Raw genomic sequence first — 22,812 nt, 5'->3', positions numbered from 1 at the left:
GCTCACTTCTCCTGGGCGTCCAGGACCGCACGGGCGGCGGCGAAGCGGGCGATCGGCACCCGGTAGGGGGAGCAGGAGACGTAGCTCAGGCCCAGCTCCTCGAACAGCGCGATGGAGGCCGGGTCGCCACCGTGCTCGCCGCAGACACCGAGCTTCAGGTCGGCCTTGGTGGACCGGCCCTTCTCGGCACCGATCCGCACCAGGCCGCCCACGCCGTCGACGTCGATCGACGCAAAGGGGTTGCCCGGGACGATGTCGTCGTCCACGTAGTGCGCGAGGAACGCACCCTCGGCGTCGTCGCGGGAGATGCCCACGCCGGTCTGCGTCAGGTCGTTGGTCCCGAAGCTGAAGAAGTCGGCGTGCTCGGCGATCTGGTCGGCCGTCACCGCAGCGCGGGGCAGCTCGATCATGGTGCCGATGGTGTAGTCCAGCTCCTCGCCGGCGGCCTCGAGCTCCTCGGCCACCGTGTCCTCGATGATGGCGCGCATGCGCTTGAGCTCCTCGGCGTACGCCACGATCGGCACCATGATCTCCACGTGCGGGTCGTTGCCCCGCTGCTTGGAGGCCAGGGCGGCGCGCACGATGGCGCGCGTCTGCATCGCGGGGATCTCCGGGTAGAGCAGGGCCAGGCGCACACCGCGCGTGCCCAGCATCGGGTTCTGCTCGGTGAGCTTCTTCACCTGGGCGAGCAGCGTGCGGGCCTCGGAGAGCTCGGCGTCGTCGTCGCCGCGACCCTCGATCTCCAGGCGCTGCACCAGCAGGGCCTGGTCCACGAGGTTCGGCAGGAACTCGTGCATCGGCGGGTCGAGCAGGCGCACCGTCACCGGCAGGCCCGTCATCGCGTCGAAGATCGCCTCGAAGTCCTCCTGCTGCAGCGGCAGGATCTCTGCGAGGGCCTGCGTGCGCGCCTCATCGGACTCCGAGAGGATCATCTTCCGCACGGCCGGCAGGCGGTCAGCCTCCATGAACATGTGCTCGGTGCGGCACAGGCCGATGCCCTGGGCGCCGAACTCACGGGCCTTCGCGGCATCCGCGCCGGTGTCGGCGTTCGTGCGCACGTCCAGGCGGCGGATCTCGTCGGCCCAGCCCACGATGGTGTTGAAGTCCTCGTTCAGCTGCGGCGGCACCAGGTCCAGCGCCGCGGCGTAGACCTCACCGGTGGAGCCGTCGAGGGTGATCATGTCGCCCTCGGCCAGGACCGTGTCACCGATGGTGAGCTTCTTGCCCTCGGTGTCGATCTTGATCTTCGAGGCACCGGCCACGCACGGCTTGCCCATCCCCCGGGCCACCACGGCCGCGTGGGAGGTCATACCGCCGTGTGCGGTCAGGACGCCCTGCGCGACGATCACGCCGGCGATGTCGTCCGGGGTGGTCTCCCAGCGGACCAGGACCACCTTCTCACCGGCCTTGCCGCGCTCGGCCGCCGTCTCCGCATCGAAGACGACCTCGCCGACTGCCGCACCCGGGGAGGCGTTCAGGCCCTTGGTGACCGGCTCCTGGCCGTGGCTCGGGTCGATCGCGGGGTGCAGCAGCTGGTCGAGCTGCATCGGCTCGATGCGCTTGAGCGCGCCGGCCTTGTCCAGCTTGCCCTCGTTCACCATGTCCACGGCGATCTTGAAGGCCGCCGGGGCGGTGCGCTTGCCGTTGCGGGTCTGCAGCAGGTAGAGCTTGCCGTCCTCGACGGTGAACTCGATGTCCTGCATGTCGCCGTGGTGCTCCTCCAGGCGGCGCATGGTGTCCAGCAGCTGGCCGTAGGCCTCGGGCAGGACGGACTCCATCTCCGCCAGCGGCTTCGGCGTGCGGATGCCGGCCACGACGTCCTCGCCCTGGGCGTTGACGAGGAACTCGCCGTACAGCTCCTGGGCGCCGGTGGAGGGGTTGCGGGTGAAGCACACGCCGGTGGCGGAGGTCTCGCCACGGTTGCCGAACACCATCTGCATGACGTTCACGGCGGTGCCCAGGTCGTCCGGGATGCCGTTGGCCTTGCGGTAGACGCCGGCGCGGGGGGTGCCCCAGGAGGAGAACACCGCGTTCACGGCGCGCTTCAGCTGCTCCTTGGGGTCGGTGGGGAACTCGGCGCCCATGTGGTCGCGGGAGACCTGCTTGAAGGTCTCGACCAGGCCCTTGAGGTCCTCGGCGGAGAGGTCGGTGTCGTTCTCGACCCCGCGCTCGGCCTTCAGGGCCGACAGGGCGTCCTCGTAGGCGTGGTGCGGCACACCCTCGACCACGTCGCCGTACATCTGGATGAAGCGGCGGTAGGTGTCCCAGGCGAAGCGCTCGCCGAACTCCGAGGCCAGCGAGCCCACGGTCTCGTCGCTGACACCCAGGTTGAGGATGGTGTCCATCATGCCCGGCATCGAGATGACGGCACCGGAGCGGACCGAGACCAGCAGCGGCTGGGCGGGGTCGCCCAGGCGACGGCCGGCGCGCTCCTCGAAGCGGGCGAGCGAGTCCTCGACCTGGCCCCACAGCTCGGCGGGCCACTGCCCCCCGTTGTTCATGGTGTCGATGCAGGCCGCGGTGGTGACCGTGAAGCCGTCCGGCACGGGCACGCCGAGCTTGATCATCTCGGACAGGTTGGCCCCCTTGCCTCCGAGCAGGGGCTTCATCGAGATGTCGCCCTCGGAGAGGTCGTAGGTGTACTTCGTGGCACCGCCGGTCATGCGGATCCTCCAGGTCACGTCGTTGTGGCGCAGGCAACGTGCCGCACCCGGGGCGCGGTCACCCGCGAAGAGTAGCGCGCCGGTTCTCCACCAGTTCAATGACGCGTCCGGCGGACTCCTCGAGGGCCAGCTCGGTGGTGTTGATGGTGGGGCACCCCACGCGGCGGAAGATCTGGTCGGCGTGGTCGAGCTCCTCGTAGATCTTCATCAGGTCGGCGTAGCCGTCGCGCCCCTGCCGGCCGCCGAGGGACCTCACGCGCCGCGAGCGGATGTCCTGGAGCCGCTCCGGGTCGATCACCAGGCCCACCACCTTCCAGCGCGGCACGTCGAACAGCTCCGCGGGCGGCTCGATGCCGTTGACCAGCGGGATGTTGGCGGTCTTGTAGCCCAGGTAGCCCAGGTACATCGACAGCGGCGTCTTGCCTGACCGGGAGACGCCGATGAGCACGATGTCGGCCTGGTCGAGCGTCTGCCCCATGTTTCCGTCGTCGTTGGCCACGGCGTACTCCATCGCCGCGATGCGGGTGAAGTAGTCCGCGCTGATGCCCACCGGGCGCACCTTGTGCTCGGCCTGCCGGTCGGCGACCCGCTCCACCGCCTCGAGGGCCGGGCCCAGCATGTCCACGTGCTCGAGGTGGGCCTGCTGGGCGAGCTCGTGCACCAGGGCGTGCAGGCGGTCGTCGACGATGGTGGAGAACACCACCACCTGGTGGGCGTCGTTCTCGATGCGGCCCATCACCGAGCGCAGCGTGTCCTCGGTGGTGATGCGCGGGTGGCGCACGATGTGGGTCTCGATGTCGGGGAACTGCGCCGCGGTGGCGCGCGCCACCCGGGCCGCGGTGTCGCCGGTGGAGTCGGCGACGACGTGGAACTCGATGTGCTGGGTGGTCATGGGCTCAGCGTAGGCGGGGGAGCGAGGGCTGCGGGGGCGCGTTGGTGCGGGAGAATGGGCCCGATGCCAAACGCCACCGCCTCCCGCCCGACCCCGGACCACCCGCTGGCCGGGCCTACCCCCATCGTGGCCGTGGTCGGGCAGACCGCCACCGGCAAGTCGGACCTGGGGCTGGCGCTGGCGGAGCGGCTCGCCGGTGAGGTGGTCAATGCCGACGCCTCGCAGCTGTACCGGGGCATGGACATCGGCACCGCCAAGCTGCCGGTGGCCGAGCGCCGCGGGATCCCGCACCACCAGCTGGACGTGCTGGACGTGACGCAGGAGGCGACCGTGGCGCGCTTCCAGTCCGCGGGGCGCCAGGACATCGCCGGCATCCGGCAGCGGGGGCACGTGCCCGTGGTGGTGGGCGGCACCGGGCTCTACGTGCGGGCGCTGCTGGACCGGCTCGAGATCCCGCCCACGGACCCGGCGGTGCGGGCAGCCCTGGAGGCCCGCCTCGAGGCCGAGGGGGTGGAGGTGCTGTTCGCGGAGCTGGAGCGACTGGATCCCCGGGCCGCCGGCGGCATCGAGCCGCGGAATGGACGACGGGTGGTGCGCGCGCTGGAGGTCATCGAGCTCACCGGGCGGCCGTTCTCCTCGACGATGCCGACGCGCGAGTTCCTCGTGCCGAGCGTCCTCATCGGGCTGCGGGCCGACGATGCGGTGCTGCACCCCCGCATCGACGCCCGGGTGGAGCGGATGTGGGCCGCGGGCCTGCTCGAGGAGGCGAGGGCCCTGGACGCCGCCGGCCTGCGGGCCGGTCCTGGGCGGACGGCGCGGCGTGCCATCGGGTACGCCCAGGCGCTCGCGCAGCTCGACGGGGAGATGACGCAGGCCGAGGCGATCGCCGACACCCAGCAGGGCACGCGGCGCCTGGCCCGGCGGCAGCGTGCCTGGTACCGGCCGGACCCGCGCATCCACTGGCTGGAGCACGACGCACCGGACATGGTGGAGCAGGCCCTCGCCGTGGTGCAGGCGGCCGGTCGCGGCTGAGCGGTGCGAGCACGGGGCGGATCCGGCGCGGAAAATGCGTGGCCGAGCGGTGCCCGGTGGTGATGGGGTGGGCGCCATGACCGACGACTTCGTGCTCGCCGTCCTCGACGCCACCCCCTCCGACGCCCCGCCCTCGCACCTCACCGAGCAGCTGGTGGAGCAGCACGCCGCGGTGAGCCGGGACCTCCTCGGTCACGACGACTTCACCGGCAACGGCCCAGACGGGGTGTTGCGGGCGCTGCAGCCCGGCGCCTCGCGCCGCCACTGGATGGTCGTCGCGCTTAGCCGGCTGCCCGACGGTCTGACAGGGGCCAGCGAGACGGAAACCGGCCTGCCGCTCGTCCCCGGGCGGGGCGCGGTAGAGGAGGGGGTTCGTCTTCTCGGGTCGGTGCACTGCGGGATCCCGCTCCAGGAAGACCTCGACCGGATGGACCTCGACCTCGGTGTGCTGCCGTCCGAGCGTCGGCGGGGCGTGGGGTCGGCCCTGCAGGAGGCCGCCGAGTGGATCGCCCGGGCGCACGGCCGCGCCGTGCTGGGCACCTACAGCGGTCACAACCGGTCGGCCGAGCCCGGGTCCCCCGAGGCGCTGGAGGCACCGACCGGCGCGGGCACGCTGGACCGCACCGATGCACCCTGCTCCTTCGCCCTGGGGCACGGGTACCGGCTGGTGCAGACGGAGGTGCACTCCCAGCTGGACCCCGCCGACGGCATCGCCCGGGCCGAGACCCTGGAGGCCGACGCGCTGGCCCACGCCCGCGGGTACGAGGTCGTGACCTGGGGCGGTCGCACTCCGCCGGAGCACGTGGGCGGGATGGTCGACCTGTACCGCCGCATGAGCACCGACGTCCCGCACGGTGACTCCGAGCGCGAGGAGGCCGTGTGGTCGCCGAAGCGAGTCGAGGAGAACGACGTGCGGCGGGAGGAGCTCGGCATGCGCTCGGTGTTCGCGATGGCGCGGCACACCGCATCGGGGCAGGCGGTGGCCTACACGTACCTGACGACGCCGAGCCGCCGGCCGGAGGCGTGCTATCAGGAGGACACGCTGGTGGCCGCCGAGCACCGGGGCCACCGACTGGGCACCCTCGTGAAGGTGGCGGCCCTGCGGCGGGCAGTGGCCGAGTGGCCGCAGGTGCGGCGCATCCACACGTGGAACGCCGGGGAGAACGCGCACATGCTGGCCATCAACACCGCGCTGGGCTTCCGTCCGGTGAGCCTCGAGGGCGTGTGGGAGAAGCGGATGGGGTGAGCGTCGCCCGCCGCGCGTCGCCCGGTTGCGGGGGCGAGCACATCCCGCCGTCCACGCCCGGTTCAGGCCGGGCGGGCCTCGAGCACCCAGAAGCCCTTGTGGCGAGCCACCCGGTCACAAGTGAAGGAATCCACCTGAAGGGTGCCATCTGAAGCCTCTGGGCTGAAGTTGCCGGACAACTCGCCGATCCACCGCTGCAGCGAGGGTGCGCCGAGGTTCTTGCCCACCACCAGCCAGGCCGCGCCGTCGGCCCGCAGCCGCGGCAGCCAGTGGGCCAGGATCTCGTGCAGCGCCTCCTTGCCCACGCGGATCGGCGGGTTCGACCAGATGCCGTCGAAGCGCGCCTCATCGGGCACCTCCTCCGGGGCCACCACGTGCACCCCCGGGGCTCCGGGGCGCTCGGCCAGCACCCCCAGGCGGGCGGCGTTCGCTCGGGCCAGGTCGGCGGCGCGCTCGTTCACCTCCGCCGCCCACACGGTGGCCTGCGGTGCCTGGAGGGCCAGGGAGAGGGCAATCGGCCCCCAGCCGCACCCGATGTCGAGCAGCTGCACGCCCTCGCCGCGCGCCGCGAGCGCCTCGGGCACCGGCACGGCATCGAGCAGGAAGGCCGTTGCGTGGTCGAGGTGCTCGGCGGAGAACACCCCGCCGGCGGTGACCACCCTGCGTCGCTCCCCGGCGAGCTCCACGGTGATCTCGCGCTGCTCGGCGGGGCTCGCGGGGGTCGCGCTGAAGTAGTGGTCCGCCATGGCCGCAGAGCCTATCCGTGGCCGGGGGTTTACAGGATCGCCATGACCGGCACACCGCGTGGCCACCTCGAGGCCACCGCCGGTACACCCGCCAAGGACAGGCTGCCGGCATGAACCCTCGTCACTCCACCCTGCCTGCCGTCTCCCGCCGAACCCTGTTGGCCGGCACCGCTGCCGGGGCCACCACCGCCCTGGTGGCACCCGGTGTCGCGGGACTCACCACCGCCCGCCCCGAGCTGACCTCCGGCCTGCAGTTCGGGGACGTGGGCACCGATGCCGGCATCGTCTGGTCACGCTCGTCCGTCCCGGGACGGATGCTGGTGACGCTCACCGACGACACCGGTCGCTCCCGCCGCCTGGAGGGCCCGTGGGCCGATGCCTCGCGCGACCACACGGCCAAGGTGCAGCTCACCGGTCTGCGCCCCGGGGCGCGGCACGAGGTGACGGTGAGCTTCGTCGACAAGGAGGGGCGCGAGGGGGAACGTGCCACCGGCAGCTTCACCACCGGCGACCACACCGATGGCGCCACCTCGTTCGTGTGGACGGGCGACACCGCCGGTCAGGGCTGGGGCATCAACCCGGACCTCGGAGGCATGCGGACCTACGCGGCCATGGCCGCCACCGAACCCGACTTCTTCATCCACTCCGGCGACACCATCTACGCCGACGGCCCGCTCGAGGAGACCGTGGTGGAGGCCGACGGGCAGGTGTGGCGCAACCTCCTGATCGACGAGGTGACCGAGGTGGCCCAGGACCTGCGGCAGTTCCGCGGCCGCCACCGCTACAACCTGGTGGACGACAACGTGCGACACCTGTACTCGCGGGTGCCCGTGATCGCCCAGTGGGACGACCACGAGACCACGAACAACTGGTACCCCGGTGAGGTGATCGACGACGAGCGCTACGACCGTGAGCGCCGCGTGGACGTCCTGGCTTCTCGAGCCCGCCGGGCCTTCTTCGAGTACCAGCCCCTGGCGGACGGGCACGGCCGCAAGTTCTGGACTCCTGCGGGTGGGGGCCGCATCCACCGCACCATCCGGCGCGGACGCCACCTCGACGTGTTCAGCGTGGACATGCGCACGCACAAGGGAACCAACACTGCGAACACCGAGGACCGGACCACTCCGTTGCTCGGGCGCTCCCAGTTGAACTGGCTGATCCGCGAGCTGCGCGGGTCGAGGGCCACGTGGAAGGTCATCGCCGCGGACCTGCCGTTGGGGCTCGTGGTGCCGGACGGGGAACTGGCGCAGGAAGGCGTCGGGAACGCCGACCCGGGCCGTCCGCTGGGACGGGAGCAGGAGATCGCCGTGCTGTTGAGCGCCATCAAGCACCACGGCATCAGCGGTGTGCTCTTCGTGACCGCGGACGTGCACTACTGCGCTGCGCACCACTACGACCCGAGCCGCGCGGCGTTCAAGGACTTCGAGCCCTTCTGGGAGCTGGTCGCCGGGCCGGTCAACGCCGGCACCTTCGGCCCCAACGACCTCGACGGCACGTTCGGGCCCCGGGTGGAGTTCCAGAAGGTGGCCGGTGAACCGGGTGAGTCCCCCCGGGCGGGCAACCAGTTCTTCGGCCACGTGGACATCGACTCCGACGGCGTCCTCACGGCCTCGTTGCGTGATGCCGAGGGCGCGGTGCTGTGGAGTCGGCAGATGCAGCCGGCTGAGACCGGCCCCATCATCGACACCGGTGTGAGCACGGGGTCCGCGCTCCGCACGGCCCGGGCCCGCGTGGACGCGCTGCTCGGGGTGTGACAGGCACCCGACAGGTGGGCGACAGCATCCCGTTGCGCGCGAGGGGCATCCACCGCTCGGTGGACGCCCCTCGCGCCTGCCCGGCCCCTAGGGTGAGGCGATGATGTCCAACAGGTGGGGAACGCGCGGCGTCGTCCGCGCAGGACTGCTGCTCGCAGCAGGTCTGGCGCTGGGAGGGTGCGCCGGGGACGCGATGGTGGACCGGTCGCCTCCGCCGCCGAGCGGGTCCAGCAACTCGAGCAGCCCGAGCGGCACCCCCTCCTCCGACGGGGTCAGCCCGCCGCCGTCCGACGGCACCAGCGCGCCATCCGCCGACGAGGCTCCCGCCCCCTCGCAGGGGGACGGCGCCGCGCCGACGCCCCAGCCCTCGCAGGACGCCGCACCCAACCCCCGTCCCGGTGAGGGAGGCGCACGGTTCCAGGGCCAGTACCTGCACCCCGAGAGCATCACCCCCCGTCCGGTCACCGAGGTGGGCCCGCACACCATCGTCAACCGGGCCAACGCGCTCCCCGAGGGGTGGGAGCCCGAGGAGCTGGTCGTCGTCGAGGGAGCCGCCAAGCAGGGCGCGGAGATGCGCCTGGTGCCGCAGGCGTCCCGGGCCTGGGACGAGCTGCGGGCTGCCGCGGCTGCCGACGGCATCGACCTGCGGCTGAACGCCGCCTACCGGTCGTTCGCCGAGCAGGAACGGACCTGGGAGTACTTCAAGGAACAGGACCCCGACCACCTGATGGTCTACGTCGCCGCCCCGGGACGCAGCGAGCACCAGATGGGGCTGGCGATCGACATCGCCGACATGCCCACGTACCCGCAGCCGGTGACGGACAGCGAACGGGGGCAGTGGCTGGTGGAGCACGCCGCCGAGCACGGGTGGGTGCTGCGCTACCCGCAGGGGCGCCAGGCCGAGACGGGCTACCGGTACGAGGCGTGGCACTGGCGCTGGGTGGGCAAGGACCTCGCCCAGCACCTGGCCGCCAACCACCTGACGATGGAGCAGTGGGCCGGCCTGGTGCGCTGAGTCCAGCCCCCGGTCCGATGGGGTCAGCATGCTCGCGCCGGGCGGGTCACCCCATCGGCTCGGGGTGGGTGCGGGCAGAAATCCGTGGCGCGCGGCGTTGAACAGTGTCAGGCTGCATGACCTGACCCACCGAAGGAGACCATGACCCACACCCCCACGTCCCCCGCCGAGTTCGAGCGCGAGGACCAGGTGAACACCGCGACGCCCCAGGACCCCCGCGGGGTCGATGAGGTGGACGGGCCGCCGGCCCTGCGCCGCGCCGCCGCCCTGTCGCAGGACCCCGACGGCTACGACGACCGGGAGGGCGAGCACTACGACGGTGAGCAGTACGACCGCGAGGAGCGGCGCGCGCTGCGCCGCATCGACTCGCTCTCCACCGAGCTCGAGGACATCTCCGAGGTCGAGTACCGCCAGGTGCGGCTCGAACGCGTCGTGCTCGCCCACGTGCAGACCGAGGGCACCGCCGAGGAGGCCGAGAACTCCCTGGCCGAGCTGGCCGCGCTGGCCGAGACGGCCGGGTCCACGGTGCTCACCGGGGTGATCCAGCGCCGTCAGAAGCCGGACCCCGCCACCTGGATGGGCTCGGGCAAGGCCGCAGAGCTCCGCGACATCGTCGCGGCGGAGGGGGCGGACACCGTCATCGCCGACGACGAGCTGGCCCCCAGCCAGCGGCGTGCCCTGGAGGACGTCATCAAGGTGAAGGTGGTGGACCGCACCGCTCTGATCCTGGACATCTTCGCCCAGCACGCGAAGTCCCGGGAGGGTCGTGCGCAGGTGGAGCTCGCGCAGCTGCAGTACCTGCTGCCGCGCCTGCGTGGCTGGGGTGAGTCGATGTCCCGCCAGGCCGGTGGACGGGTCGCCGGCGGTGAGGGCATCGGCTCCCGTGGACCCGGTGAGACGAAGATCGAGCTGGACCGCCGCCGCATCAACACCCAGATGGCCAAGCTGCGCAAGCAGATCGCGCAGATGAAGACGGTGCGCGACACCAAGCGCTCCTCGCGCAAGGACCACCAGGTGCCCTCCGTGGTGATCGCGGGCTACACCAACGCCGGCAAGTCCTCGCTGCTGAACCGCCTGACCCGGGCCGGGGTGCTGGTGGAGAACCAGCTGTTCGCCACGCTGGACCCGACCGTCCGGCGCACCGAGACCGCCGACGGTCGCGTGTTCACCCTCGCCGACACCGTGGGGTTCGTGCGTTCGCTGCCGCACCAGCTGGTGGAGGCCTTCCGCTCCACGCTGGAGGAGGTCGCCGACGCCGACCTCGTGCTGCACGTCGTGGACGGCTCCCACCCGGACCCCGAGAACCAGATCTCCGCGGTGCGCGAGGTGCTCTCGGAGGTCTTGGACGAGAAGGGCGCGGACTCGATGAACGAGATCATCGTCATCAACAAGGCCGATGCCGCCGACCCCGAGGTGGTTGCCCGCCTGCTGCGCACGGAGAAGCGGTCGATCGCCGTCTCCGCCCGGACCGGTCAGGGCATCACCGAGCTCCGTGAGCTGGTGGAGTCCGAGCTGCCGCGCCCCGACATCGAGGTGGACGTGGTGGTGCCCTACGAGCGCGGCGACCTGGTGGCCCGCATCCACTCCGAGGGCGAGGTGCTCGCCGAGCGCCACCTGCCCGAGGGCACGCACCTGGTGGCGCGCATCAACGCCGACCTCGCCGGGGCGCTGACGCCGGTGGTGCAGGCGCGCTGAGGCGTGGGCTGACCTTCCTGGCCCGCCGCCGTCAACACCCCCCCGGGACTGTCGGCGCCGTGCGGTGGAGGGTCTCCAGCGGTGACACCGATGTCGCGTGGGAGCCGGAGATGACCCCCGACTGGGAGACACTCGACTGGGTGGCTCAGAACGAGGACCGCCCTGGGCGTGGATGACCCCGGGGGTCAGACGAACTGGGCGCGCCTAGCGGCGCGGCGCAGCACCGTCAGAACGGCCGGGCCCACCAGCACGATGAACACCGTGTTCGTGATCGCCCGGCCGGTGTTCCACCCCATCGCGGTGGCCAGGTTGAACACCCAGAAGCGCTGCAGGTTCTCCCAGGCGCTCAGGTCGGGGGAGTAGGACGCGTCGGTTCCCGTGCCCAGGTTGAAGGGCCAGAAGGACAGGTCCATCAACATGCCGAACATGAACGCCGACACGATGCCGTAGAGCGCCAGCAGCCCGATCTCCAGCCAGCCACGGCAGCGCGGCAGCAAGCCCGCCCCCAGCCCGACGAAGCCGGAGCTGATCATCTGGAAGGGCAGCCACGGCCCCACTCCGGCGGTCAGCAGCGCCGAGGCGAACAGCGTGGTGTTGCCCAGAATGAAGCCGAATCCCGGCCCGAACACGCGCCCGCCCAGCACCAGCAGGAAGAAGACCGTCTCGATGCCGGCCGTCCCGGCACCCAGGGGGCGCAGCACCGCACCCACCGCGGACAGCACCCCCAACATCGCCAACGCCTTGACGTCCATGCCCTCACCGGTCAGCTCGCTCAGGGCCAGTCCGATGACCACCGGCAGGATCAGCGCGAACACCAGCGGCGCCTGGGTGGACCCCGCCAGGGACGAGTCGGGCGTGACCAGCAGCGGCCAGGTGAAGGCGAGCAGGCCGACCACGGCAACGAAAGCCAACATCACCGCACCACGCAGGTCGATGTGGACCGCCCGGCTCTCGATGCGGCCGCGCACCTCCCGCACGGGCGAGCGGTCGCCCTCGACCGGCTGGACGCCTGAGGTGGACACAGGGCTGCTCATGCCGTCCCCTGTGCCGGGCGCAGCTGCTCGGTGGTCAACACGTGGTGCGGTGCGAACACCTTGGACACCTGGGGGGCGAAGGTGGGGGAGCTGGTCGCCACCTGGGCGGTGGGCCCGTCGGCCACCAGGTCGCCGTCGGCCATCAACAGCATCCGGGTGGTGGCCCCGGCGGCGAACTCGACGTCGTGGGTGGCCACCACCACGGTGGCGCCGTCGGCGGCCAGGGTGTTCAGCATCGTGCCCAGGTGGTCCTTGGCGGCATAGTCCAGGCCGCGCGTCGGCTCGTCCAGGAGCACCGCGTCCGGGGCCGCGGTGAGCTGGATGGCCAGAACCAGGGCCAGCCGCTGCCCCTCGGACAGGTCCCGGGGGTGGGCGTCGCCCGGCAGGGGGACTCCCAGCCGCTCCAGCACCTGCCACCCGCTGCCCGGCGCAGCCCCGGACTCCTGGTCGGCCTGGGCGAGCTCGGCGTCCACCGACTCCAACCACAGCAGCGAGCTGGCCTCCTGCGGCACCAGGGTGACGTGCCGTCGGGCTTCGGCGGGGGACAGGTCACTCGGGTCGGAGCCGTCGCCAGTGCGCACCCGGCCCGCGGTCCGCTTGCCGGTGCCCTGCAGCGCCCACAGCAGCGAGGACTTGCCGGACCCGTTGCGCCCCATCAGCGCCACCACCTCGCCGGCGGCGAGGTCGAGGTCCACGTCGGCCACGGCCAGCAGGTCCCCGTGCTCCACCCGGATGCCGCGGGCCGCCAGGGCTAACCGGATGCCCGCGGCCGTGCGGCGTCCCAAAGCCTGCGTGCGTCGTGAAGGCCGGGTCGGGGGCTCGGCCTCGAGGGCGCGAGACGATGACGCCACATCGGTCGCCCTCGCACCTGCCGGGGCGACGGATCCGTCGAGTGGGCCCTGGTCCGTCGGGGCGAGCAGCCGCTCCGGCCCTCCCTCATCAGCGATGCGGCGTCGTGCCTCCCGCACCGACAGGGGTACCGATCCCCATCCCACCGCGCGGGCCAACCGTGACAAGGGCGGGTGGATCTCGGCGCGGGCCAGGACGTCCCGTGGGTCCCCGGAGACGACCGAACCGTCACCGGGCACCCAGATCATCTGGTCGGCGGCGTGCATGACCCGCTCCAGGCGGTGCTCGGCCAGCACCACGGTCAAGCCCACCTCGTGCACCAGGGTGGTGACCGCCGAGAGCACGTCCTGCGCACTCGTGGGGTCAAGGGCGCTGGTCGGCTCGTCGAGCACCAGGACCCGCGGCTGGGCGGCGAGCACCGAGGCGATGGCGACCCGCTGCTGCTGGCCGCCGGAGAGCTCGGCCAGCACCCGGCGCCGCAGGTCGGCGATGCCCATCACGTCCAGGGTCTCCTCCACCCGTTTGCGCATCGCCTCGGGACCGATGCCGAGCTGCTCCATGCCGTAGGCAACCTCGTCCTCGACCGTGTCGGTGACGAAGCCGGCCAGCGGGTCCTGGCCGACGTAACCGACGAGGTCGGCCATGTCCCGCGGCGCGTGGGTGCGGGTGGAGCGGCCGTGCACGCGCACGTCGCCGGCGAGGGTGCCCCCGCTGAAGTGGGGCGTCAGGCCGTTGAGGAGACCCAGCAGGGTCGACTTACCCGCCCCCGTACGGCCGGCCACCAGCGCCAGGTCGCCCTCGCGGACGGTCAGGTCGATGCTGTCGAGCACTGGCCGGGGCGAGTCGGCGTGGCGGAAGCTCACGGCGGACAGGACGATCGCGTCGGTCACCAGGACTCCTCGGTCGGGTGGAGGCGAGCCGCCCGCCGGATGGCGGCCGGTGGGCGCGGGGCCAGCAGCACAGGCAGCACCACGAGGGCTGGCACCACCATCATCAAGGGGTGGAGCTGGGGGAAGGCGAGCGGCTCCACCGGGGGGATCAGCCAGGCCTGGCGCAGCGGGGTGTCCAGACCCACCGCCTCGAACGACCCGCCGAGCCACATCATGACGGCCAGTGCGGCCAACGCGGCGGCACACACAAGGGTCTCCGGAGCCCGCCAGGGGTCCGGCCGGTAGCGCGTGGTGCGGATGCGGCGACCGGACCACCAGAACGCCACCACCGCCAGGGCGATGCCGAGCGGCAGTGCCAGCTGCCCCGTCCACAGCGGGAGGTAGGGCACCGTCATCAGTCCGCCAGGGCTGCCGAGCACCATGAACACGCCGTAGGCGATGAGGCTGGCCGCGGCCAGCACCAGCACGGTCACCAGCCACCGCCCCCGTCCGGTGCGAGTTCGACCGAAGCCGCGGGACTCCATGCCGGCGGCCAGGGCCATGGACTGCTCGACGGCGTTCTCCAGCACCGGGATCAGGACCGCCCGCACCGCCCGCAACCCCTTCGCGCCGCCCCCGCGCAGCCGTCGGGCCCGCCGGGCCTGCACGGCGGAGACCACCAGCTGGGGGGCGACGGTCAGGGCGATCACCACGGCCACGGACACCTCGTACAGCGCGCTGGGCACCGAGCGCAGCGCGCGCCGCGGGTTTGCCAGCGCGTTCGCGGCGCCCACGCACAACAGCATCGTGCCCAGGCGCAGGGCGTCGTAGACGGTGATGATCAAGAACTCGGTGCGGACCGGTCCCCCCAGGCGGATGCCAGCTGCCCACTCGGGCAGCGGGATCTCCGGCAGCGTGAACAGCACCCCGCCGGGCCGGTCGGCGCCGACGACGATCTGGAAGAACACGCGGATGACGATGATCGCGGCGGCCAGGTAGAGGTAGGCGGCGATGCTGCGTGCCCACACGTCATCGGACCGCTTCACCAAGGTGACCACCACGACGGCGGCGGCAACCAGGAGCACCAGAAGGGGGTTGGTGGTCAAGGAGACCGCGGCGGCGGTGCCCAGGGCCCACACCCACCAGGCCCACGGGTGCAGCCGGCGGCCGACGGTGCGGGCTGAGGAGTCCCCGGCCGGCGAGTGCTCGCGCCCTGTGGCGTCCCCGTCGTGTCGCTCGCGCTCTCGCTGACCACCGGCTGCGGTGCGGCCGGGCAGCGAGGGGCGTGCTTGGTAGCTGGCGCTCACCTCCGGCCGAAACGCAGCCACGCACCGACGCCAGCGGCGACGGCGGCCAACAGACCTCCGGTCAGCAGCAGGCTGCCGTATCCGGAGCCGGGCGCCTCACCGGACGGCCCGGCGGCGTTCTCGTTGCGCGTGGGCTCGCCGACGGGGGCGGCGGGGTCGCTCGCGGCGGCCTCACTGGTGGGGACGGGCTGGCTGCTGCTGGAGGGGCTCTGCGATGAGTTCGCGGCAGCATCCGCCTCGGACTCACCGGCGGCGGGCTGGGGCGGCGTCGCCGCGGACGTCGATGAGGAACTGCGCTCCTGTCCGGTGGGGTTCTGGCTCGAGCGGTCGGCCTCAGGGGTCCCTGCCTGCGCCGGCCCGGTGGGGCCGGAGTCCGCTGTGCCCGGTGCGGTGGGTTGGGGGGAAGACCGAACCGACGTGTCGTCGGTGGCCTCTCCGGAGGAGCGTGGGGCGGAGCCACCGGTCGACCTGCTGCTGGTGGAGCCTTCGGTGGAGGACTTCGGCGGAGCGTCCGTGCCAGCGGGGCGGGAGGTCGCCTCCTCGGATGGCTTCGGTGCGGAGGTCTTCGGTGCACTGGTCGGGCGGGGGGCAGTTGACCGCGGCGCGTCCGTGCGGGTGGGCTGGGGTGACTTCGTGGTCGGCCGCGATGTCGTGGGGTCCGGCCGGGACGACGTCGGCGGTGAGGTGGGGGCCGGTGCCGTGGTGGTGGGAGAGGGCGTGAACGTCTCCCCGGGGTGGTTGGGGTCACCGTCGGAGTAGTCCCCGCCGTCCCAGCTGCCGTCGTTGACGCCGGAGTCGCCCGAAGGCACCACGCCACGAGGCATGTTCTCCGGCGGCGCCGGGGCGGGCTGCGGTCCGCTCTGCCCGGCGTACAGCGGCACGATGCCGTTGTTCGGGGTCGTGTGGCCGACGCCGAAGCGCCACCCCTCGAAGTCGTCGATGTCGGGGTCGTAGGTGATGGCGCCCCAGTCGGAGTAGTACCAGCTGTCGCCCGGGTGCTGGGCCTGCCAGTAGGACCAGTAGGGCATCGGCAGCTGGGGGCACTCCTGCGGGTACATGATGTCCCCGTAGCCGATCTGGCAGATCAGGCCCGAGTAGTTGTGCACGATGGTGAAGCCGGCCCCCTTGAGGGCCTCCTCGCCGTTGGCGGGGTCGCCCGGCGAGCAGCGCATGACGTTGTTGTTGGGGTCCTGCACGATGACGGTGACCCCCTCGCCCTTGGCGCAGGCGCCCGGCTTTCCGGCGGCGTGGGCCGGTTGCGACCAGGTGGGGCCCGCCACCGTGGCGCTTGAGACCAGGACGGCCGCGGTGAGAACCCTCCCCAGGGTGCCGGTCAGGCGGGGGGAGTTGTGTGGGGCGCGGTCGGCAGGAGTGGTCATGCGGGTCTCCGGGAGGGGGAAGGAGGGGCCCCGCCGCGTCGGGGGGACGCGGCGGGGCAGGGGGGATCAGCGGCGGCGCAGGCGCGTCGCGGCGACAGTTCCTCCGGCCAGTGCGAGCAGGCCGGCAAGGGTGGCGATGGCGAGTTCGCCGTTGCCACCGGTGGTCACGCCGGTGTCCACGACGGGGCCGGTCGGGTCGGTCTCACTCGGCTCCGGGGTCGTCGGCTCGGGGCTGGTGGGCTCCGGGGTCGTCGGCTCGGGGCTGGTGGGCTCCGGGGTCGTCGGCTCGGGGCTGGTGGGCTCCGGGGTCGTCGGCTCGGGGCTGGTGGGCTCCGGGGTCGTCGGCTCGGGGCTGGTGGGCTCCGGGGTCGTCGGCTCGGGGCTGGTGGGCTCCGGGGTCGTCGGCTCGGGGCTGGTGGGCTCCGGGGTCGTCGGCTCGGGGCTGGTGGGCTCCGGGGTCGTCGGCTCGGGGCTGGTGGGCTCCGGGGTCGTCGGCTCGGGGCTGGTGGGCTCCGGGGTCGTCGGCTCGGGGCTGGTGGGCTCCGGGGTCGTCGGCTCGGGGCTGGTGGGCTCCGGGGTCGTCGGCTCGGGGCTGGTGGGCTCCGGGGTCGTCGGCTCGGGGCTGGTGGGCTCCGGGGTCGTCGGCTCGGGGCTGGTGGGCTCCGGGGTCGTCGGCTCGGGAGTGGTGGGCTCCGGGGTCGTCGGCTCGGGAGTGGTGGGCTCCGGGGTCGTCGGCTCCGGACTGGGCTCCACGTGGTACGGCGGAACCGTGCCGTTGTTCGGCTGTTCCTGGCCGGTGCCCCACCGCCACCCCTCCACGGAGTTCAGCGCCGGGTCTCGGTTCAGCACGCCGAACTGCGAGTAGGTCCACGGGTTCTGGGGGGAGGTGGTGTGGAAGTACGCCCAGTAGATGTACCCACCGCCGGGCGGGAACTCCACGCAGGGCTTGTCGTCCGACAGGTCGCCCCCAGGGAACCAGGTGCCCTGGTAGCCGATGCGGCAGATGAACCCCGGCTCCCGGTAGTCGATGGTGAAGCCCGCGTTCTCCAGCGCCTCGGCGCCGTTCGCGGCATCACCCAGGCCGCATCGGGTCACCGTCCGGTTGGGGTCCTGCACCACCACGGTGATGCCCTCCCCGTCCTTGCACGCACGGTCCAGGCCCGGAGCCGCCGACGCCGGGGCCACAGCGCCGGCGGACAGGCCCAGGGCGATGAGGGAGGCGGCTCCCATGGAGCTGGTCAGCTGAGTCGCGCGACGCATCGTCATCACTTCCCGTCGCGGCGCAGGCGGGATGCGGCCACGGTGCCGCCGGCGAGGGTCAGCAGACCCGCCATGGCGGCGACGGCGAGTTCGCCGTTGCCACCGGTGGTCACGCCAGTGTCCACGACGGGGCCGGTCGGGTCGGTCTCGCTCGGCTCGGGGCTGGTGGGTTCGGGCGTCGTGGGCTCCGGCGTGGTCGGCTCGGGGCTGGTGGGTTCGGGCGTCGTGGGCTCCGGCGTGGTCGGCTCGGGGCTGGTGGGTTCGGGCGTCGTGGGCTCCGGCGTGGTCGGCTCGGGGCTGGTGGGTTCGGGCGTCGTGGGCTCCGGCGTGGTCGGCTCGGGGCTCGGGGTGGCGCAGCCGATGTCAGCGTTGGTGTAGCCGGCGCCGGCAATCCCCTGCATGCCCTGGATGGTGGCCATCACGTTGGACTTGTCGCCGTCCAGGGAGGCCGGGAAACCGCCATCCGTCAGCTGCTGGGTCTTCATCCAGGCCTGGGCCTTCGACACGTCGCGGTCGTCGATCTCCATCGCATGCACCACCAGACCGGTCGAGTTCACCGGCGAGTAGTTCGGCCAGTAGCCCGGACCCTCCTGGTGGGCGCGCAGCGAGTCCAGCGCCCGGTCAGCCGCGGCCTCCTCGCCGGCCACCTTCAGGGCCATGGCACCCATGGCACCGCCATCGACGTCGTAGACCTTCTCGCCGGTCATGAAGTCGTCGTACTCGAAGCCGCCGTCGGCGGCCGTCTGCCAGCTCTTCAGCTTGGTCACCAGCTGCGGCGGGATCTCCTGCCCGGAGCGCTCCAGAGCGATGATCACCAGGGCGTGGTTGAAGGCCGAGGCGAAGCCGGGCAGGTTGCCCTCGGCATCCATGTCAGCGGTCATCAGCTGGTCGTAGGCGCTGGTGTCCATGCACACCGCATCAAGGCCGATGACGACCTTGGCGGCCGCACCCGGCTGCACGCTCGCGTAGCCCTTCGCGTCCGGGCTGTTCTGCAGGTAGGTACCCAGCTTCTTGGCGACGTCGTCGTGGTTGCCGGCGGCGGCCAGCGCCACCAACGCGTCCACGGTGTCACCCCCGGCGGCGAAGTGGTCCTCACCGGCCAGCTGTGCCACGATCCAGTCGGCCGCGGCGTGGGACTCCGAGGCGTGGTGGGCGGCCAGCACCGGCTGGCCCAGGGCGGGCGCCCCGCCGAAGGCCGAAGCGGACACGGGCAGGGAGAGAGCGAGGCTGGCTGCAAACCCGGCAGCAAGCAGTCGGTGGGTACGGGGCATGGTCGGCCTTTCGTTCCAGGTCTGCGAACGGGTGGCCAGACGATGGCGACCGGCTCCCCGCAGACCTCGGCGGGTGTGTGAGCCGAGGTCCGGGCGGGCAATCCGACTGCGGCGCGCGCGCCTCACGGTTGCGGGTCAGTGCCGGATTCCCACCGGCTTTCCCCACGTCGGACCTCGACGGCGAGGCTACCACCGTGCAGGCCCTCCGGGACAGGGTCGAACGCGTCTCAACGCCTCCGCAGCACCGCCGCCACCACGCCCGCCCCGATCAGCAGGGCACCGCCGACCAGGGCCCAGGTGCGCCACGCGGAGTCACCCTGGGCGGCGCCGTCTGCGGCCGGCCCAGGGTCCTGTGTGGAGGGGGAGTCCGATGCGGCGTCGCTCGCCGTGGGGGAGTCCGATGCAGAGGAGGGGGAGCTGGTGCTGGACCCACGAGAGGCCTCCGCCGCGACGGGCACACCCCCTTCGGGTGCCTGCTGGCCGTCCCCGTGACGCCAGCCGATGGCCTCGCCCACCGCCGGGTCGTGCTCCGCGGCTCCCACCTGCGAGGAGGTCCACCGGCGGTCCGCCTCGTCCGCCGTCCAGTAGCTCCAGAAAGTGCCATCGAAGTCCCCGCAGGTCCACCCCTCCTCGCCCTCCTGCGGGTACCAGGTGTCCTCACGACCGATGGCGCAGACCATGCCGGAGTCGTCGTGGCGCAGCTCGAAACCGGCCTGGGTCAGCGCCTCCTCACCGCTGGCCGGGTCGCCCTTCGCGCACCCGGTGTGGGTCGCATCCGGCATCTGGACCACGACCGTGACGCCGCTGTCCGCGGCGCACGCGCGCGCCTCGGTATCGGAAGCGGACAGGAGCGGGCTCGCTGGCGTCGCGCCAGCCGCCGGTGCGGCGGTCAGCAGACCAGCGGTGATCAGCAGGGTGGTGCTGCGCATGAGGGGGCCTCTCGGGGAGCGGGCAGAACTGTGGGGTCGTGGGAATCACATCACGCGAGAGCGGTGTGCGCCGGTTTGGTTTGGCAGACTTGTGCCACGTGACCCAGCAGCCTCCGATGCCGGACCAGCCCAGGACCTCCGCCGAGCACCAGCGCCTCGAACAGTCCCCGGGACAGGACGATCCCTGGCGGCTGTGGGGGCCGTACACCGCCGCACGGCAGTGGGGGACCGTGCGCGAGGACTACTCCGCCGACGGGGACGCCTGGACCTACTTCCCCTTCGACCACGCCCACCAGCGCGCCTACCGATGGGGTGAGGACGGCCTGGCGGCGATCAGCGACCGCTTCGGCTTCCTGAACCTCGGGCTGGGCCTGTGGAACGGGCAGGACGACCGCCTGAAGGAGCGCCTGTTCGGGCTGTCCGGCCCGCAGGGCAACCACGGCGAGGACGCCAAGGAGTACTGGTGGGCGCAGGACGCCACCCCCACCCATTCCTGGAGCTCCTACCTCTACCGCTACCCGCAGGCCGCGTTCCCCTACAGCGAGCTCGTCGAGCGCAACGCCGCCGCGGGCTTCGCCGACGACGAGGTGGAGCTCGCCGACCTGGGCCTGCTGGAGGGCAACCGCTTCTTCGACGTCGAGGTGCAGCACGCCAAGGCCAGCGAGACCGACGTCGTGGTGCGCATCATCGCCACGAATCACGGTCCCGAGGCCGCCCCGGTGCACCTGGTGCCACAGCTGTGGTTCCGCAACACCTGGTCCTGGGGCCGCGACGATCGGCGGCCCAGCCTGCGCCGGACGGGCGCCGACGGCGACGATGCGGTGTCGGCAGCGCGCGTGCGCGCCGAGCACGAGTGGCTCGGCACCTACGAGGCGACGGCCGTCGACGGTCAGGGCAACGCTCCGGCATCGATGATCTTCTGCGAAAACGAGACCGACGAGGCGGCAGTGTTCGGCGCCGAGTCCACCGGCAGTCCCTATCCGAAGAACGCGGTGGACCGCGCGGTGGTGCACGGGCAGGGCGCGGGCAACCCGGAGCAGACCGGCACCAAGTGCGCCTGGCACTTCGTGTTCGAGGCCGTGGAGCCCGGGCAGTCGGTCAGCGTGGACGTGCGCCTGGCCGGCATGGCCCCGGCCACCGGCGACCCGGAGCGCCCGGCCGCCGTCGCGGCACCCATGCCCTCGGCCTGGGGAGCCCAGCGGGGGGTGACGCTCGACGGCATCGAGGAGGTGCTCGCCGCGCGCCGGGCGGAGGCCGACGAGTTCTACGGCGAGGTGATCCCCGCCACGGTCAGCGACGAGGAGAGGCATGTGGCCCGCCGCGCGTTCGCCGGACTGATGTGGGCCAAGCAGCTCTACCGCTACTCGGTGAGCCAGTGGTTGGAGGGCGACCCCGCATCCCCCCCGCCGCCGGCCGCCCGCCAGACCGCGGCCACCGGCCGGAACACCGACTGGAGCCACCTGGACCTCGCCGACGTCATCTCGATGCCGGACGAGTGGGAGTACCCGTGGTTCGCCACCTGGGACACGGCCTTCCACACCGTCGCGATGGCGCACGTCGACCCGGCGTTCGCCAAGGCGCAGCTGGTGCTCATGGTGCGTGAGTGGGCACAGCACCCCAACGGGCAGCTCCCGGCCTACGAGTGGGACTTCGGCGACACCAACCCGCCGGTGCACGCTTGGGCCTGCTGGCAGGTCTACCGGCTCGACGGCGCCTGGGACCGCGGCTTCCTGGTGCAGACCTTCACCAAGCTGATGATGAACTTCCAGTGGTGGGTCAACCGCAAGGACCCGGAGGGCTCGTTCCTGTTCACCGGGGGCTTCCTGGGCATGGACAACATCGCCTTCTTCGACCGCTCGGCCACGCCCGAAGGGGTGCGCCTGGAGCAGAGCGACGCCACCAGCTGGATGGCCTTCTTCTCGCTGTCGATGCTTCGGGTGGCCCTCGAGCTGAGCCGCGAGGACGCCTCCTGGGACGGGGCCTGCACCACCTTCTTCGAGTACTTCCTGCGGATCGACCGGGCGATGGAGTCCCCGGGCTCCGGGGGCGTAACGCTGTGGAACGGCGAGGACGGCTTCTTCTACGACTCGCTGGTGACCCCCGAGGGGACGGCCGAGCAGCTGAAGGTCCGCTCGACCGTGGGCCTGCTGCCGCTGATGGCCGTGGGCGTGGTGCCGACCTGGGTGTGGAGCGAGCTGCACGGCTTCCACGCCGAGGTGGACTGGCTGCAGGAGCGTCGCCCCCATCTGACCAAGGGGCTGGTGGTGCTCGGCGGCGAGGAGGACCGGTCGGCGATGCTCACCCTGGTGGGTGCTGAGCGCCGGGCGCGGATCCTGTCCCGCATGCTCGATGAGGGGGAGTTCCTCTCGCCGTTCGGGTTGCGCTCGCTGTCGGCCGCCCACCGCGAGGGGGTCTCCGCGACCCTCGACGGACGGGACTTCGAGCTGCACTACACCCCGGGCGTCTCGGACAACGCGATGTTCGGCGGCAACTCGAACTGGCGCGGGCCGATCTGGTTCCCGACCAACCTGCTGCTGCTGGACGCGCTGGCCGTGATGGCCGAGGCGGACCCGTCGGCCACGCAGGAGTTCCCCACCGGGTCCGGGCAGCAGGTGCCGCTCAGCGAGATCGCGGCCGACCTGCGCGGGCGGCTGGTGTCGCTCTTCCTACCCGATGGGGACGGCCGTCGCCCGGGCACGCCGACCCACCACCCCGCCGGCGAGCTGTGGGACGTCCACCCCACGTTCAGCGAGTACTTCGACGGCGACACCGGCGTGGGGCTGGGCGCCTCGCACCAGTGCGGGTGGACCGCGCTGGTGGCTCACCTCATCTGCGCCCACGGTCCACAGGACTGACCGGGGCGGGGCCGGT

16 protein-coding genes are annotated in these 22,812 nt (G+C 72.3%); 6 read left to right on the top strand and 10 right to left on the bottom strand.

Features of this window, described 5'->3' with window-relative positions:
• Positions 1-2: 2 nt before the first annotated feature.
• Together ppdK and KSED_RS08595 are read right to left on the bottom strand one after the other, a co-directional pair.
• The gene (gene ppdK / locus KSED_RS08600) at positions 3-2,663 is read right to left on the bottom strand and encodes a pyruvate, phosphate dikinase (protein ID WP_015779710.1); all 2,661 of its coding nucleotides are present in this window, start codon (positions 2,661-2,663) and stop codon (positions 3-5) included.
• A gap of 58 nt (positions 2,664-2,721) precedes the next feature.
• Complete coding sequence (locus KSED_RS08595; protein WP_015779709.1) at positions 2,722-3,555, bottom strand: pyruvate, water dikinase regulatory protein; 834 nt, start codon at positions 3,553-3,555, stop codon at positions 2,722-2,724.
• 63 nt (positions 3,556-3,618) lie between these two features.
• Between KSED_RS08595 and miaA the strand changes: the two genes are divergently transcribed.
• Positions 3,619-4,587 (top strand): tRNA (adenosine(37)-N6)-dimethylallyltransferase MiaA, encoded by a 969-nt coding sequence (gene miaA, locus KSED_RS08590; protein WP_015779708.1) that lies wholly within the window; start codon positions 3,619-3,621, stop codon positions 4,585-4,587.
• A gap of 76 nt (positions 4,588-4,663) precedes the next feature.
• A complete protein-coding gene (locus KSED_RS08585; protein WP_015779707.1) occupies positions 4,664-5,833 on the top strand; it encodes a GNAT family N-acetyltransferase in 1,170 nt (389 codons plus the stop codon).
• Between the two features lie 62 nt (positions 5,834-5,895).
• Here KSED_RS08585 and KSED_RS08580 read toward each other — a convergent pair whose 3' ends face one another.
• Entirely contained in the window at positions 5,896-6,579 is a 684-nt protein-coding gene (locus KSED_RS08580) for a class I SAM-dependent methyltransferase (RefSeq protein WP_015779706.1), read from the bottom strand.
• Positions 6,580-6,689: 110 nt separating this feature from the next.
• Between KSED_RS08580 and KSED_RS08575 the strand changes: the two genes are divergently transcribed.
• From KSED_RS08575 to hflX, 3 genes are all read left to right on the top strand, one after another.
• Complete coding sequence (locus KSED_RS08575; RefSeq protein WP_015779705.1) at positions 6,690-8,333, top strand: alkaline phosphatase D family protein; 1,644 nt, start codon at positions 6,690-6,692, stop codon at positions 8,331-8,333.
• 100 nt (positions 8,334-8,433) lie between these two features.
• Complete coding sequence (locus tag KSED_RS13730; protein WP_143827367.1) at positions 8,434-9,348, top strand: M15 family metallopeptidase; 915 nt, start codon at positions 8,434-8,436, stop codon at positions 9,346-9,348.
• A 141-nt stretch (positions 9,349-9,489) separates the two neighbouring features.
• Complete coding sequence (gene hflX / locus KSED_RS08565; protein WP_015779703.1) at positions 9,490-11,043, top strand: GTPase HflX; 1,554 nt, start codon at positions 9,490-9,492, stop codon at positions 11,041-11,043.
• Positions 11,044-11,228: 185 nt separating this feature from the next.
• Here hflX and KSED_RS08560 read toward each other — a convergent pair whose 3' ends face one another.
• The 7 genes from KSED_RS08560 to KSED_RS13710 form a co-directional block, all read right to left on the bottom strand.
• Positions 11,229-12,077 (bottom strand): ECF transporter S component, encoded by an 849-nt coding sequence (locus tag KSED_RS08560; protein ID WP_081439807.1) that lies wholly within the window; start codon positions 12,075-12,077, stop codon positions 11,229-11,231.
• Positions 12,074-13,816 carry an ABC transporter ATP-binding protein gene (locus tag KSED_RS08555; protein ID WP_015779701.1) on the bottom strand — a complete coding sequence of 581 codons (1,743 nt, stop codon included), beginning with the start codon at positions 13,814-13,816 and terminating at the stop codon, positions 12,074-12,076. Before KSED_RS08555 ends, KSED_RS08560 begins: the two co-directional genes overlap by 4 nt.
• Positions 13,813-15,123, bottom strand: a complete 1,311-nt coding sequence (locus KSED_RS08550) for a CbiQ family ECF transporter T component (protein WP_015779700.1) — start codon at positions 15,121-15,123, stop codon at positions 13,813-13,815. Before KSED_RS08550 ends, KSED_RS08555 begins: the two co-directional genes overlap by 4 nt.
• A complete protein-coding gene (locus tag KSED_RS13725; protein ID WP_015779699.1) occupies positions 15,099-16,481 on the bottom strand; it encodes a hypothetical protein in 1,383 nt (460 codons plus the stop codon). The genes KSED_RS08550 and KSED_RS13725 overlap by 25 nt, the downstream gene beginning before the upstream one ends.
• Positions 16,482-16,547: 66 nt before the next feature.
• A complete protein-coding gene (locus KSED_RS15105) occupies positions 16,548-17,741 on the bottom strand; it encodes a hypothetical protein (protein WP_178075339.1) in 1,194 nt (397 codons plus the stop codon).
• Between the two features lie 5 nt (positions 17,742-17,746).
• On the bottom strand, positions 17,747-19,012 hold the full coding sequence (locus KSED_RS15100; protein ID WP_178075341.1) for a prenyltransferase/squalene oxidase repeat-containing protein: 1,266 nt from the start codon (positions 19,010-19,012) through the stop codon (positions 17,747-17,749).
• Positions 19,013-19,239: 227 nt separating this feature from the next.
• Complete coding sequence (locus KSED_RS13710) at positions 19,240-19,941, bottom strand: hypothetical protein (RefSeq protein WP_015779696.1); 702 nt, start codon at positions 19,939-19,941, stop codon at positions 19,240-19,242.
• 98 nt (positions 19,942-20,039) lie between these two features.
• Here KSED_RS13710 and KSED_RS08525 point away from each other — a divergent pair, with 98 nt between their 5' ends.
• Positions 20,040-22,796 carry an MGH1-like glycoside hydrolase domain-containing protein gene (locus KSED_RS08525; protein WP_143827365.1) on the top strand — a complete coding sequence of 919 codons (2,757 nt, stop codon included), beginning with the start codon at positions 20,040-20,042 and terminating at the stop codon, positions 22,794-22,796.
• The last annotated feature ends 16 nt before the right edge of the window (positions 22,797-22,812 follow it).

The sequence above is a fragment of the Kytococcus sedentarius DSM 20547 genome, from assembly GCF_000023925.1.
Taxonomy (GTDB): domain Bacteria; phylum Actinomycetota; class Actinomycetes; order Actinomycetales; family Dermatophilaceae; genus Kytococcus; species Kytococcus sedentarius.
Note: the sequence above shows the minus strand (reverse complement) of the source record. Positions and strands in the feature narration are given on the sequence as shown.

Bases quoted from the DNA above. Each gene is read 5' to 3' on its own strand.
- KSED_RS08580 (WP_015779706.1), bottom strand. From the start codon at position 6,579: ATGGCGGACCACTACTTCAGCGCGACCCCCGCGAGCCCCGCCGAGCAG.
- KSED_RS08575 (WP_015779705.1), top strand. From the start codon at position 6,690: ATGAACCCTCGTCACTCCACCCTGCCTGCCGTCTCCCGCCGAACCCTG.
- ppdK (WP_015779710.1), bottom strand. From the start codon at position 2,663: ATGACCGGCGGTGCCACGAAGTACACCTACGACCTCTCCGAGGGCGAC.
- KSED_RS08595 (WP_015779709.1), bottom strand. From the start codon at position 3,555: ATGACCACCCAGCACATCGAGTTCCACGTCGTCGCCGACTCCACCGGC.
- KSED_RS08560 (WP_081439807.1), bottom strand. From the start codon at position 12,077: ATGAGCAGCCCTGTGTCCACCTCAGGCGTCCAGCCGGTCGAGGGCGAC.
- KSED_RS15100 (WP_178075341.1), bottom strand. From the start codon at position 19,012: ATGCCCCGTACCCACCGACTGCTTGCTGCCGGGTTTGCAGCCAGCCTC.
- KSED_RS08585 (WP_015779707.1), top strand. From the start codon at position 4,664: ATGACCGACGACTTCGTGCTCGCCGTCCTCGACGCCACCCCCTCCGAC.
- hflX (WP_015779703.1), top strand. From the start codon at position 9,490: ATGACCCACACCCCCACGTCCCCCGCCGAGTTCGAGCGCGAGGACCAG.
- miaA (WP_015779708.1), top strand. From the start codon at position 3,619: ATGCCAAACGCCACCGCCTCCCGCCCGACCCCGGACCACCCGCTGGCC.
- KSED_RS13730 (WP_143827367.1), top strand. From the start codon at position 8,434: ATGATGTCCAACAGGTGGGGAACGCGCGGCGTCGTCCGCGCAGGACTG.
- KSED_RS13725 (WP_015779699.1), bottom strand. From the start codon at position 16,481: ATGACCACTCCTGCCGACCGCGCCCCACACAACTCCCCCCGCCTGACC.
- KSED_RS15105 (WP_178075339.1), bottom strand. From the start codon at position 17,741: ATGCGTCGCGCGACTCAGCTGACCAGCTCCATGGGAGCCGCCTCCCTC.
- KSED_RS13710 (WP_015779696.1), bottom strand. From the start codon at position 19,941: ATGCGCAGCACCACCCTGCTGATCACCGCTGGTCTGCTGACCGCCGCA.